General features: G+C 39.7%; 10 protein-coding genes and 1 pseudogene. 2 read left to right on the plus strand and 9 right to left on the minus strand.

The genetic code is table 11. The features are described 5' to 3' along the window. Positions 1-55: 55 nt before the first annotated feature. A pseudogene (locus tag QQS40_RS08975) lies at positions 56-2,453 on the minus strand (TonB-dependent receptor). Positions 2,454-2,754: 301 nt separating this feature from the next. On the opposite strand from QQS40_RS08975, the gene metE reads away from it, so the two are divergent. Continuing rightward, positions 2,755-5,028 (plus strand): 5-methyltetrahydropteroyltriglutamate--homocysteine S-methyltransferase, encoded by a 2,274-nt coding sequence (metE, locus tag QQS40_RS08980; protein WP_289901767.1) that lies wholly within the window; start codon positions 2,755-2,757, stop codon positions 5,026-5,028. 87 nt (positions 5,029-5,115) lie between these two features. Here the strand turns inward: metE and cdd are convergent, their stop codons facing one another. The 5 genes from cdd to QQS40_RS09005 all read right to left on the minus strand — a co-directional run bounded on the left by cdd (position 5,116) and on the right by QQS40_RS09005 (position 11,809). After that, positions 5,116-5,991, minus strand: a complete 876-nt coding sequence (cdd, locus tag QQS40_RS08985; protein WP_289901766.1) for a cytidine deaminase — start codon at positions 5,989-5,991, stop codon at positions 5,116-5,118. Positions 5,992-6,169: 178 nt separating this feature from the next. Beyond that, positions 6,170-6,982, minus strand: coding sequence for an ABC transporter ATP-binding protein (locus tag QQS40_RS08990; RefSeq protein ID WP_005696082.1), 813 nt, complete (start codon positions 6,980-6,982; stop codon positions 6,170-6,172). A 1-nt stretch (position 6,983) separates the two neighbouring features. Then, complete coding sequence (locus tag QQS40_RS08995) at positions 6,984-8,960, minus strand: dipeptide/oligopeptide/nickel ABC transporter permease/ATP-binding protein (RefSeq protein WP_289901765.1); 1,977 nt, start codon at positions 8,958-8,960, stop codon at positions 6,984-6,986. After that, complete coding sequence (locus tag QQS40_RS09000) at positions 8,960-9,913, minus strand: ABC transporter permease (RefSeq protein ID WP_049358061.1); 954 nt, start codon at positions 9,911-9,913, stop codon at positions 8,960-8,962. Before QQS40_RS09000 ends, QQS40_RS08995 begins: the two co-directional genes overlap by 1 nt. 297 nt (positions 9,914-10,210) lie before the next feature. Further along, positions 10,211-11,809, minus strand: a complete 1,599-nt coding sequence (locus tag QQS40_RS09005) for an ABC transporter substrate-binding protein (RefSeq protein WP_329504903.1) — start codon at positions 11,807-11,809, stop codon at positions 10,211-10,213. Between the two features lie 355 nt (positions 11,810-12,164). Here QQS40_RS09005 and QQS40_RS09010 point away from each other — a divergent pair, with 355 nt between their 5' ends. Beyond that, positions 12,165-12,647: a Dps family protein gene (locus QQS40_RS09010; protein ID WP_289901763.1), complete on the plus strand. Its 483-nt coding sequence runs from the start codon at positions 12,165-12,167 to the stop codon at positions 12,645-12,647. Between the two features lie 50 nt (positions 12,648-12,697). Here QQS40_RS09010 and QQS40_RS09015 read toward each other — a convergent pair whose 3' ends face one another. From QQS40_RS09015 to grxB, 3 genes are all read right to left on the minus strand, one after another. Continuing rightward, complete coding sequence (locus QQS40_RS09015; RefSeq protein ID WP_049363622.1) at positions 12,698-13,159, minus strand: threonine/serine exporter family protein; 462 nt, start codon at positions 13,157-13,159, stop codon at positions 12,698-12,700. A 4-nt stretch (positions 13,160-13,163) separates the two neighbouring features. Continuing rightward, a complete protein-coding gene (locus QQS40_RS09020) occupies positions 13,164-13,934 on the minus strand; it encodes a threonine/serine exporter family protein (protein WP_289901762.1) in 771 nt (256 codons plus the stop codon). A gap of 128 nt (positions 13,935-14,062) precedes the next feature. Next, a complete protein-coding gene (gene grxB / locus QQS40_RS09025) occupies positions 14,063-14,710 on the minus strand; it encodes a glutaredoxin 2 (RefSeq protein WP_289901761.1) in 648 nt (215 codons plus the stop codon).

A 14,710-nucleotide genomic window follows, 5' to 3' on the forward strand; every position in this document is an offset into this window, starting at 1 on the left:
GGGGTGCAGATCAAATTGACCGCACTTTGTTTAACGATGATAGAGAAAAGAAAGCTTAGAAACTGTATTTTAAATTAGCAAAGTAAGAACGACCACGTTCATTATAAGTACGAGCTGTACCTGCATTACGATAAATACGTTTATCTAAAATGTTATTCACACCAACTCGTAGGCTTAAACTATCATTGAATTTATATCCCACGTTAGCTCCCCAAATACCATAGCTACCAAGTTGATATTGCGTAACAAGGCTTTCACCCGTGGTGTAAATCACTTGCATGAAGTTTTCAGCATTTTCTACCGTTTTTTGTCTGCCATAACGGGTGTACGAGGTATTCACATCCCAATGGTCATTGATTTTCCAGTTAAGATTACTGTTCACTGTATATTTCGGTACAAGTGAGATCGGATTACCGGTTTTCTTGTTTTCATTTTTGAGCATATACGTGAAATTGGTACTGAATACTAGCGCATCATCTAAGAATGGTAATGTAATATTTCCTTCCAACCCTTCAATGATTGCTCTTGGTGTATTTCCCCAACGATAAACGTTAGTTGCTGTGTAGTTGCGGTAAATTGCTTTTCCATTTGGTGTATTGCTTGGGCGAATTTCACGATCATAACCACCAGCTGGTGCATCAATCGTTGTCAAGAATTCACCGTTAGACACAATTTTATTACGGTAATCATTATGGAAATAAGCTAAAGAGAATAACTTACCATCTTTCTCATATTCCACACCAATCTCTTTGTTCCAGCTTGTTTCTGGCTTAATATTTTCATTACCTAAGAAGTAACAAGCTCGTCCCCAATCAAAGCCTTTTGCATTGCTATTTTGAAGAACGGTATATTGTTTACCTTTTGCATCTGTCTTAACAATACTACCTGTTGAGGTTAATGCATTCGGATTATTCCAGTTATTAGCACTATCAATCGGGCAACCATTACTTGCATTAATTAACAAATAATTTGGTGAAGATTGGTAAAGATTTGGTGCTTTGTAAGCTCGAGCTACCCCACCTTTGATTTTCCAGTTATCGCTAACTTGATGGGAGAAGTTCAGAGAGGGACTCCAATTTGATTTAGAGTTCGTACTAGAATCAAAACGAATACCTGGGGTTAAAATAGTTTTCTCATTCGGCAATATAATATTGTCTTCTAAGAACGCTGCCCATTCATTTTGTGCCACTTTACCGCTACGGCCTTTATCAGCTAACCAAGGTACAAGTGCGTAAACTTGCATGGTTTGCGTCATAGAGGCCGCGTCGTTTAATTCTGAACGAGAGCCTTCTAAACCAACGGTTAACATATGTCCAGTACGACCGGTCATAAACGGAATATAAAGCTCATTACTAAAGCGATAATTTCGCAACAAACCAACCGATTTTTCTAAACCGTTATAAGCGCCTTCCGTACTACCTAATAAACCTTCTGGATAATGATAGTTGCGGGTTTGGTCAAAGGTAAAATAAGTGCGGTTATCGAAAGCCCCCCATTTTCCTTCATGCGTTAAGCCGTAACTTTGGCGATAAAGTGTTGACGTTTCTGCTTTTTGTAAAGCAAGATCACGACTCGTTTTCATCGCTTGAGTCAGTAAAACAGAACTATTTTGAGTATCACCATTATAAATATTACCCTGTCTGCTATATGTTGCATCAAAGGTTAACTTTTGATCCGGAGTTCCAAACTAACTGTCCTGCAATATCGCGGTTACGAACCCCTTCACGACTTGCATAGCGTGTATTATCTTGCGTTGCTGCATTATTATTTGTACTAGAATCCTCTCCCGAGTTAATATCTAGCGCATCCGCCTGTGTTTTAGCAATGTTGCCGTATAAACGGAAGCCCAATACATCTTTAACTAGTGGACCGCTGAAATTAAAACCGAGACGATTAGTGTAACCTTCTTTGCTGTCTTCTGGTTGTTCTGTAAATAAATTCAAACTACCATGGTATTCGCTTGTTGGTGATTTGGTTTTGATATTAACCACACCACCCATTGCACCAGAACCGTAACGTGCAGCAGCGGGACCTCGTAGTACTTCGATAGAGTCGATTGCGTCTGCCGGCACCCAGTTTGTATCACCACGTGTATTGCGTGTGCCATTACGTCCATAACGTTCTGAATTACGAGATTTTACAGGTTTTCCATCTACTAAAATCAGCGTATTTTCCGGCCCCATTGCGCGGATATCAACCTGACGTTTATTACCGCGGGCACCGCCAGGCGCATTTGTACTTAATGTGACCCCTGGTTGTTTAGCAATAATTTCAGAGGCATCATTTTCAATTGGATCTCGCTCTAAATCTTTTTGTGAAATCACCGAAACACCGAGAGATTGTTTAACTTGCTCTTCTGCTGTGACATTAATAGCTTCAAGTTTTTCTTCAGCATACGCTGTACTCGAAATCACTAATATCGCTAACAGACTTAATTTATGTTGTTTTTTCATTGGGTTATCCTTAAATATCATTATATAAAAAAAGATATAAAGGCCTCATATTACATCGTTATATAAATATGTAAATAACAAATATGAGTTATGAGAAATTTCATCATAAAATGCAGAAAAACGATGGAGAGTTACTACTATTTGGAGAAGGAAAAAGAAAATAATCAAACAGCAAATCTTAATTATTAATTTTATTCATATAAAACCTGAAAATTATGAAGTTGTATAATCTTTTATTTTATTGCATTCTATACATGAAAAGACGTTTAGACGTCTAAACTAAACAATAGAAGGATTAATTATGACAACATTTCATTTAGCAGGATTTCCGCGCGTAGGCGCAAAGCGTGAACTTAAATTTGCTCAAGAGCGTTACTGGCGTGGCGAAATTGAGGAAGCGGATTTATTAGATATTGCAAAAAGATTACGTGAACTAAATTGGCAGCACCAAGCCAAGGCAAATGCTGATTTTATCGCAGTGGCTGATTTTACACTTTACGATCATATTTTAGATTTACAAGTGGCAACAGGTGCGATTCCTACTCGCTTTGGTTTCGATAGCCAAAATTTAACACTCGATCAATATTTCCAATTAGCGCGTGGTAATAAAACTCAATTTGCGATTGAAATGACAAAATGGTTCGATACCAACTACCATTATCTTGTTCCTGAATTCCATAAAGAAACGCAATTTAAAGCAAATCCAACTCATTATGTGACACAAATCCGTGAAGCTAAAGCGCTTGGGTATGATGTTAAACCAACTATCGTTGGTCCACTCACTTTCCTTTGGTTAGGGAAAGAAAAAGGTGCAGCATTTAATCGCTTTGATTTATTAACACAACTCGTGCCGGTTTATGTTGAAATCTTAAATGCATTAGCTGCAGAAGGTGTTGAATACATTCAAATTGATGAACCTGCTCTCACTTTAGATTTACCGGCAGAATGGATTTCTGCTTATAAAGCGGTTTACGCCACTTTTGCTGAACAAGTGAAAGCGAAATTATTGCTTGCGACTTATTTCGGCTCTGTGGCAGAACACGCTGATTTGTTAAAAGCCTTACCTGTAGCAGGTTTACATATCGATTTAGTGCGCGCACCAGAACAACTTGCTGCCTTCGCGGATTATGACAAAATCTTATCTGTAGGCATCATTGATGGCCGTAATATTTGGCGTGCAAACTTGAATCAAGTGTTAGATGTGGTTGAACCATTAAAAGCGAAATTAGGTGATCGTTTGTGGATTGCGCCAAGCTGCTCTCTCCTCCATACACCTTATGATTTAGAAGTTGAAACGCAACTCCAAGCAAATAAGCCTGAGCTTTATCAATGGTTGGCTTTCACGTTACAAAAAATTCAAGAATTACGCATTATTAAGACCGCTCTAGAACAAGGTCGTGAAGCCGTTCAAGCGGAATTAGCTGCATCTCAAGCAGCTGCGGATGCTCGTAAAAACTCGCGTGAAATTCACCGCACTTGTGTAGCTGAACGTTTAGCAAACTTACCGGAAAATGCTGACCAACGTAAATCGCCATTTGCGGAACGCATTAAATTACAAAATGCATGGTTAAATTTACCACTTCTGCCAACGACGAATATTGGTTCCTTCCCACAAACGACAGCCATTCGTCATGCTCGTGCTGCCTTCAAAAAAGGCGAACTCAGCTTAACTGATTACGAAACTGCAATGAAAAAAGAAATTGAATTCGTTGTACGTGAGCAAGAAAAATTAGACTTAGATGTATTGGTACATGGCGAAGCAGAACGTAACGACATGGTGGAATATTTCGGTGAATTACTCGATGGTTTTGCGTTCACCAAATTTGGTTGGGTACAAAGTTATGGTTCACGTTGCGTAAAACCGCCTGTGATTTACGGTGATGTTACTCGTCCAGAACCCATGACGGTACGTTGGTCACAATATGCCCAAAGCCTTACCAATAAAGTGATGAAAGGCATGCTGACTGGTCCGGTCACGATCTTACAATGGTCTTTCGTGCGTAACGATATTTCTCGTGAAACAGTCTGCAAACAAATTGCGGTAGCGCTTTCTGATGAAGTATTAGATTTAGAAAAAGCAGGTATCAAAGTGATTCAAATTGATGAGCCGGCTATTCGTGAAGGTTTACCGTTAAAACGTGCAGATTGGGATGCTTATTTGAAATGGGCGGGCGAAGCCTTCCGTTTAAGCTCAATGGGTTGCAAAGATGATACCCAAATTCATACGCACATGTGTTATTCCGAATTTAACGACATTCTACCGGCTATTGCGGCCTTAGATGCCGATGTCATTACTATCGAAACCTCGCGTTCTGACATGGAATTACTCACCGCATTTGGTGATTTCAAATACCCGAATGATATTGGTCCTGGCGTATATGACATTCATAGTCCACGCGTACCTACAGCAGAAGAAATTGAACACCTCCTTCGTAAAGCATTACAAGTGGTGCCGAAAGAACGTTTATGGGTGAACCCAGACTGTGGATTAAAAACTCGCGGTTGGCCAGAAACGATTGCTGCACTAAAAGTGATGGTTGATGTCACGAAAAAATTACGTGCTGAATTAGCATAAAATCAGTAAAAAGAAAGGCGAACATGAAAGATTATCTCTGTTCGCCTCTTTCTTTTCGTTCAAAAACTAATTCATTTTTGACCGTGCTTACAGGCTAATATATTCCATTTTCACCTTGCAGAGGCTCTTCAATAACTGCTCTGCCATCTTGCGGTGACTTAAACGCAACGGTTTCTCTGCAAATACTACTCGCTCAATTTTCGATACATCCAATTGATTTAAGTAGGCAAAATTAATCGCTGTTTGCATAGCCGGTAAGCTTGGGTTAAATGCTGCATTTTCTGCATATCGACCACAAATCATTTCCCCATTTTTAAATAAAATGCCTACACCGTGAGGGCTTTTAGAATAAGGTGAATGAGCTCGGTTTGCCCCTAAAATCGCTTTATTTGCCACTTCATCTTCCGTCGTCAAAGTAAAACCTTGTTCTTCTTTGTTTAATAGAAGCAAATCAACGCCTAAAGCTTTCGGGCCAAAGCTATCGGGTAAATATTGAGGAAGTGGATTATTTTGGCTGTGTGGTAAATGAATTTTTAAATCTTGCGCTTGATAAAGCTCATTCATAAATTGACGGCAGTGACCACAAGGCGTGTAATTCACTACAATATCAGTGATTCGAGGTTCATTACGTAACCATGCATGGCTAATCGCACTTTGTTCAGCATGGATGGTTTGAGCCATGCTACTACCCTGAAACTCTTGATTCGCACCAAAGTAAAAATCACCACTTTCACCAATCGCAATCGCGCCAACATGAAATTCTGAAATGGGTGTATGGCTATAACAAGCCGCTACGGGCAAAAGTGCCAACCCTAGTTGAACAGGCGTAAGCTTAAATTCATCACAAATTGACCGCACTTTTTCAGCCGGTAAAAAGCCTTTCCATTCTTGTTCTTCTAACGCAGAAAGAATTGCATTTGAAAGTGGCGAGTTTGCTAATGCTTGTTGAATTTTTTGTTGCATGTTAAATCTCCTCATTTTTATATGCCCATTCTACGCTATTTGAGAAAAAAACCTAAACTCTAAAAGACTTTCGGAATATGTTTCTAAAATTTATCAACACCTTAAAACAAAAAATGCTCAAAAAAATAACCGCACTTTTAAAGTGCGGTCATAAATTAAGATGTTTTATTCACTCGTTTTATAACAATGACGGGGCAACACCAAGTAATTTTCGGGTGTAATCCACGGTTGGGTGGTTGAAAATATCTTCAGTGCTACCGGTCTCCAAAATTTGACCGCCGTACATCACGACAATACGGTCAGATACTTGGCGTACGGTTTGAATATCGTGAGAGATAAACACCATGGCAAGATTGAGTTCTTTTTTCAAGTCCGCCAATAAGTTTAATACCTGAGCACGAACGGATACGTCTAACGCAGAAGTCGGTTCATCCGCAACAATCAGTTTTGGATTCAGCGCTAAAGCACGTGCAATCGCCACACGTTGTTTTTGCCCGCCAGATAAACGAGTTGGCTCAACTTGTGCTGCAGAACGTGGTAAACCGACGCGAGAAAGCAAGTCATACACACGTTTTTCCCGTTCATGAGGTTGTAACACATTGTGAATATCCATTGGGTCACGCAAAATATCCAACACTTTCATACGAGGATTCAGTGCGGTTGCTGGGTCTTGGAAAATGACCGATACTTGGCGACCGAATTGTTTTCTCGCTTCTGAGCTGCCATATTGCATTTGTAAACCGTTGAATTTCACTAAACCAGATGTTGGTTTAAGAAGTCCAATTATTACATTGGCTAGGGTAGATTTCCCGCAGCCAGACTCCCCTACTAAACCAATGGTTTCCCCCGCTTTAATGCCAAGACTCACATTATTCACCGCTGTGAATTTTTTACGTCCAAACAATGAACCGTCGCGAGAAGGAAATTGCACCACGATATTTTCTAAATCGATGATGTTTTGTTCTTTAATGACTTTAATACTACTGCTCATATTATGCTCCTTTCGCTTCCGTTACAGGCTCAGCTAAATGAGAAGCCCACAAGTGAGACGGCTCACCTTCCACGGCGGTTAATATCAATTTTTGATCCGGATTAGCATCTGGTCGCAATGAACGACTTGCAAAACGGTCGCCGGCAGCAAAATCGTAAGGTGATGGTACGCTGCCCGGAATTTGATATAAACGTTTCGCACGGACTTCGGTTGAAAGGACAGAACCCAATAAGCCACGGGTATATTCGTGTGTTGGATTAGCAAGCAATAAGGATGTTGGTGCCATTTCAACCACTTGACCTGCATACATTACCGTAATGTGGTGAGCTAATTGTGCAACTAATGCTAAATCGTGGCTGACAAATACCATAGCAAAACCCAGTTTTTCACGTAATTCATTCAATAATTTCACCACTTCAGCTTGAACGGTTACGTCTAATGCGGTTGTTGGTTCATCGGCGATTAATAATTTCGGCTCACGAGTTAATGCCATTGCAATCACCACACGTTGACGTTGACCACCAGAAAGTTCATGCGGATAACGGTTCAACACTTTTTCTGGAGCGAGGTGTACCCATTCCAGCAATTTTTCTGCGGTATGGTGGCTACCACGTTTGATGAGCTGTGCCATTTGATCTTTGATACGCATTGATGGGTTTAATGCACTTAAAGAGTCTTGGTAAATCATCGCAATTTCAGAACCACGCAATTCACTTAGATTGTTAGCGTTAAGCAAACTGTGTTGTTTTCCGCTACGGTCTGTGAAAAGCACTTCCCCAGTAATTTTAGCTGTTTTTGGTAACAAGCCCATGATAGAGAATGCTGTAATAGATTTACCACAACCGGACTCTCCTACTAACCCCATGGTTTCCCCTTCATTTACGGTGAAGCTGATGTTATCAACCAATGGAATTTCACCATAACGATTCGGGAAACGGATTGATAAGTTTTTCACTTGTAAAATCGGTTTTGCATTTGGATCTAATTGCATACGATTCGTACGGGTGATTTCTTTTTCATGTAATTTGAGCAAGTAACGTTTTAATGCAAGACCTTCAGAAAGCGCTTCTTGTACGTCAGTAGAAAGACGTTCATCTGATTTACCTTCTGGTTTTTTACCGCCTTTCAAGCGCGGGTTAACCAAGGCATCGGTAAGCCCTTCCGCTAAGATATTTAAGGCTAATACGGTTAAAAGAATCATCACACCCGCAAAGGTTGTCGCCCACCATGCACCGTTTAATACGATGTTACGACCTTCAGAAAGGATGTTACCCCATGAAGGATGTGGAGGTTGTACACCTGCGCCTAAGAAAGAAAGCGAGGCTTCAAACACAATAGCATCTGCCACCATTACGGTCGCGAAGACTAAAACCGGTGCCGCGGTATTGCGTACAACGTGTTTGAGAAGAATATAAGTACGGCTACCACCAATAACACGTTCAGCACGCACATAGTCTTCATCCCATTGTGATACCACATTCGCACGAACTACACGAGCAAGTTGCGGGGTATAAACCACGGCAATGGTGATGATAATGACCGGCACTGAGTTACCAAAGGTTGCTAATAACACTGCCGCTAATGCGATACCTGGGAAGGCCATTAAAATATCCATTAAGCGCATGATAATTTCATTGCCCCATTTCTCGGATGTGGCTGCAGTTGCACCTAAAACACTACCGAAAATAATGGCGCAAGCTACCGCACCTAAACCGATAAATAAGGACGTTTGGGCACCATAAACAATACGAGAGAAAATATCACGACCAAGTCGATCAGTCCCAAACCAATATTCCGCACTTGGAGCACGCATACGTGCGATCACTTCTAATGGATCATGTGTTGCTACCCAAGGGGCAAATACCGCCACTAAAGCAACGAAAACTAAGAATAATAATGAAATTTTTGATGCGGTGGAAAGTGCTCGGAATCTCGCACCGCTTGCAGCTAATCGATCTGCTAAACCTTGACGAAACATTATAGACTCCGAATTTTAGGGTTAATCAACACATAGAGAATATCAACGATAATATTCACTAAAACGAAGGTAAAGGCGATTGTCAGAACCACCCCTTGTACTAAGTGTAAGTCATGATTGACGATACCGTTAAAAATCAATTTACCCATGCCCGGTAAGTCAAAGATTTGTTCGATAACTACCGCACCACCAAGTAAGTAGCCTACGCGTAAACCTAATACTGTTACTGGTGTGATTAATGCATTACGTAATACGTTGTGACGAATAACAGTTGCATAAGGCACACCGTTACCAATCGCCGTTCTCACATAATCTTTATCCATTTCTTCTACCATGGTTGTACGCACCACACGAATTAATGACGCACATACCGGCACGGCAAGTGCAAGAGATGGCAAAATCATGGAATTGATATACCCCATCGGGCTTTCGCTGAATGGCACAAAACCACCTGAAGGCAACCAATCTAACTCCAAAGAGAACCATTGAATAAGTAAGATACCTAACCAGAATGAGGGGGTCGCAACCGCTGCAACAGAGATTAAACGAATCACTTGGTCTACCCAGCTATCACGATAAAGCGCGGCCAGTACACCTAATGAAAAAGAGACTACTGCCGCAAACACCACACCAATTAGGGTAAGTTGTAACGTGATTGGGAAAGATTTCGCTAGCATGCTACTGATTGGTAATTCTGGTGGCATAGTCACACCAAAATCCAATACAAGTAAATGACCTAAGAAACGAAAATATTGAACAAAGAGTGGATCATTTAAGCCGTGTGATTCGCGGTAAAGTTGTTTTGCTGCTTCACTCGCACTTTCGCCTAGTGCCACCGTAGCGGGATCACCTGGTGTAAATTGAAGCACCACAAAAACGAGTGCTGTTACACCTAGAATCATGACTGGCAAAGCCATCAATCGACGTAACAATAATCGAAGTATCATATCCATCTAACTTCTCCTGTTCTAGCTTGAGAAATTCGTTCGCTTCAAAAATGAAGCAAAACAATCAAATTCAAAAACAAAATGAATTACAGTAATCATAGTGTTCAGCTCAAGCCCTGTCAATCCAAGTACATAGAGCAAAATTCAAATCTGTGATCGGCTTCACAAAGATTTTTTTGAAATGAAATTGAGAGAAAAAATGATTGAAAAACAGAGAGAAAAATGACCGCACTTTGAGATAAAAAGGAAAGAAAAAAGGCTGTTGATTGCTCAACAGCCAAAACATTAAATTAAAAAGCACTTTTATTTACGGCCCACACCGAGGAAAGATAAACCGGTTGTTGCCAATGGTTGATAGCCTTCAAGGCTACTATCATCCCATGCTGAAGGAAGTTTACGATGAACAATCGGATAAAGTGGTACTTCAGCCGCAATAATGTTAATCGCCTCTTCCCATGATTTTTTCGCTTCAGCGTGATCTTTTGCTCTCACTGCTGCATTGAGTAATTCAGTCACTTTCGCAAATTCAGGGGTATTACTCCAACGGAAACGACGTTTCGGCCATACATCACCACGATACCACCAGCTTAAAAGCAAGTCTAAGTCATTACCGAACACTGATGGGTCACCCGGTGCGATTGCCACTTCATATACACCTGGATCTACGTTGTTGCTGTATAACGCACCAGATTGTAAGTGTTGTAAAGTCACTTTCACACCTGGAATCTTATTCCAAGACTCTAAAATTAACGGTGCAGATTCTTTCACCCAGTCATGGTCGGTTGCGAGCAATTCAAATTTAAGCTCAGTTACACCGGCTTCTTTTAATAATGCCGCGGCTTTTTCCTGATCATAAGGATATTGAGTTGATGCCTTAATATAATCTGGGTGAGTCGTTTGTAAGTATGATGTTGCAGCTTCTGCATTACCATCAAATACAATATCAACCAGTTTGTCAGTGTTTAAACCATAGTGTAACGCTTGACGTACTTTTGGATTATTAAACGGTGCTTTTTCACAGTTAAACATTAAGAATAGCAAGCCGAAAGATTGAACGGATTGCACTTGTTGTTTTTTGTTTTTCAAGCGATTAATGTCTAAATAAGGCACGCTTTCCATTGCTTGAGTACGTTTAGACTCTTGTGCAGTCACACGAGCTGCGGCATCAGAAAGTAATAACCAAGACATTTTTTCAACTTGCGCTGGATATTTACCATTGTAAGGTTCATACGCTTCAAAGACGATTTTGTCATCTTTCACAGCTGAAACAAATTTGAATGGACCAGAACCAACTGGGTGCGCATCAAATGCAGATTGACCGACTTTGTCGATTACATGTTTCGGTACAATTTTCACACAAGTTAAACGGTTAGCAAATAAAGCAAATGGATATTTCAATTTAAATTCCACCACTTTATCATCCACAGCTTTCACACTTTCAATGAAATCAATAAACATCACAAATAAAGATTTATTGGCTGGATCCATAATACGATTGAAAGAATACACAACGTCTTCAGTGGTGACTGGTGCGCCATCATGGAAGGTTGCGCCTTCACGTAAAGTAATGCGCCATGTTGTTTCATCAACTTGTTCTGGCTCTTTTCCTGCTAAAGCAAGATAAGGTTCACGAGTTGCAGGATGCAAATCCACTAAACCTTCAAAAATGTGCAAGTTTGCTGCATAAGGTGAAGCGCCACTTGATGTCATTGGGTCAAAACCGGTAGAAAGCGGATAAGCAATCCCCGCTTCAATAGTTTTACCTTTAATTTCTGCAGCAAAGGCTTTTGGTGCAAATGTGCCTAATGTACCACTAAATGCAAGACCCGCCCCCACGCCAGCCATAAGTTTCATAAAATGACGACGAGATTCATTCGTTTCAAAGGAAAAATGCTTTGTCATACTAAACTCCTGATGAGTAATAAAATCATATTTTGGGTTTTTAAACCTAGCCAAACATTTCATTCGAAAATGAAGTAAAGCAATCAAATCTTAGAACAAAATGATTTGCATCAATCATAGTCATCTTCGCTTCATTCTGTCAAAGGGGAAATATTGAATGTGTGATCTACTTCACAGAGTTTTTTTCCGCACCTTAAAATAAAAACTTTTAACTATGTATAATTTTTATAAATAGGTTTTAACTATTAAATCACTAGATAATATGAAATAGCTATCAGAAAAAATGATGCTTATAATGACCACACTTCCTAAGCAAGGGAACAATATTTTAATTAACAATAAAGAGGAAAATACTATGTCAAAAACATCAATCGGTTTAGATAAAAAAGCATCTGAAAAATTAGCAGCAAAATTAAATGAATTATTAGCAACCTATCAAGTATTCTATACCAACGTGCGCGGTTACCACTGGAACATTAAAGGGGTAAACTTCTTTGAATTACACGCAAAATTTGAAGAAATCTACACAGATTTAGTAGTAAAAATAGATGAAGTGGCAGAACGTATCTTAACTTTAGGTTACACACCGCATAACGGTTATTCACAATACTTCCAACACTCACGTATTAAAGAAGAGTTAGGGGTAAGTGATGCGCAATCTTGCTTAAAAGGCACATTAGAAGGATTAAAAGTACTACTTGAACAACAACGTGAAATCCTTGAATTAGCGGGTGAGTCTGATGATGAAGGTACCGCTTCTCAAATGAGCGACTACATCAAAGAACAAGAAAAACTTGTTTGGATGTTCCAAGCCGCTTGCCAAACTTGCCATGGTTAATTAAATATTGATTAAATGCGAAAGCCGATTCATGTCGGCTTTTTTATTTTCTACACGACCGGTTTTTGTCGATAGAACAATAGTCCTGGTAAGGCTAAGCCCAAAACAAGAGCGCCCAAAATAAAGCTGGTATTGATAAAAGAGCTGATCATTTGCTCAAATAATTTATCGGAAAAGCCATAATGGTGAATTTGTACGATAGCAATCATCGCTTTATAAGCATGAACACCTGGAATCATTGGAATAATTGCCGCAACAGTAAAGACTTTCGGATGGGCTAAATAACGATGAGATAAATGCACCCCAATAAAACCAATTACACAAGTGGCGAAAAAAGTGGCAAAAACAATTGGGACACCAAAGTGTAGTAATAAAGTTCGTGTGACATGTCCAAGTGCACCTAAAATCGCACAATACTTTAAGGCTTTAGGCGGAACATTAAATACTAAAGCAAATCCTACTGCGGGGATGGCAGCAAAAAGCATATCATCGAGTAAATTCAGTAAAAACATCTTATTACCCCACCCAAGAAACAATATTTAAAAGATTTAACGCAAAGACAATACCTAAACAAGCACCAAAAGTGAGAACCGTAGCGATGGTCCAGCGTCCTATTCCCATATTGACATACCCTTTTAAAATATCCGCAAGTGAATTAATTAATGGGAATCCTGGAACGAGTAATAAAACGCTAGACGCTAATGCGATATGGGGATCGTTGCCTAAACTATATTTCAAACTCATACCTGAAATAAGTGAAGCAACAAACGCGGTAATGGCAAAAACGATGAGTGGATTGTAATGACGTTTAGAAATTTCTTGTCGAATAAACATGGCAATGGCAGAAGCAATAAAGGTGATCGCACAAATTGTCATATCTCCGCCAGAAAGGTGAGCAAAAGAGGCACAAGATAAACCAATCATAAACACCACCAAATAACGGTTATATTTTAGTGGTTTTAACTTATCCAATTTCTTTTGTGCCATAGACAAATCATACAAATGATGCTCTACGGCAACCACAATGTGCTGAACATCCGTAACGATTTGCATATTAATGCCTTTATCGACATTCTTACGCACTGTGGTAATGCAATGTTGTTTAGAAAGTGTGGTCAATAAGACGGCATTTGCCGTTAAAGCACACTCCACGCTTTCAATGCCTAAAGCTACACCTAATCGCTGTGCCATTTGTACGACAACAGCACTTTCTGCTCCATGCTGTAACAATAACAAAGCGGTTTCCACACAAATGCGGGTAACCGCTCGTTGGTATTCCTGATCCATATCTCTACGCTCTTATTAAAGTAAACGTAGAGATTATAGATCGATGAATAAAAAATACTGAAAAAATGACCGCACCTATGATCCAAGTCAAAACTTCAGTATTTCCAATGCCTATGAATCAGCAGTGATTAAATGGCTTTATCAAAATATAGCGGCACATTGCTTAACTTAGCCATATTCGTGATATAAGCTAAAACTGCTGGTGGAAATTCGATGCCTTTCACACAAGTTAGATTTCGTAATACAGGGAAAACGATAATATCTTCAAGAGAAAGTTGGCCGTTTAAGGCATTTTCAGATTGAATTAATACAGCTAATTTCTTTAAATCCCCTTTTAAGCGAGTAAGATAGGTTTCAGTCTTCGCAATATTTTCAGCAAAATCCCCAATAAATTCCGTTTTCTTTTTAGTGAAATAATCGACCGCACTTTGGGTTTCAAATTCTGCTAAGCCAATTTGCGTGAAGCGTGCAGTCGTAAGATGACCATAATAACTGCCGACTTCTTTTAACCACGCTTCAATTTCAGGACGAACGTGTTCAGATAAGATTTTTTCACCAAAATGTTCATCGACATAATGCACAATATCTAAACTTTCTGGCATCGCTGCACCATCTTCTTTGACAAGAATTGGTACAACCTTTTTCCCCACTAAACCGATTGGCGTTGCTTCATCATCATTCGCGAGCACTACAAGCTCTACCGACAAATTTTTTAAACCGAAAATCATGCGAGCTCGCACACAAAATGGGCAATGATCGTAAACATATAATTTCAT

It is taken from the genome of Haemophilus parainfluenzae (genome assembly GCF_036288925.1).
In the GTDB taxonomy this organism is placed as follows: domain Bacteria; phylum Pseudomonadota; class Gammaproteobacteria; order Enterobacterales; family Pasteurellaceae; genus Haemophilus_D.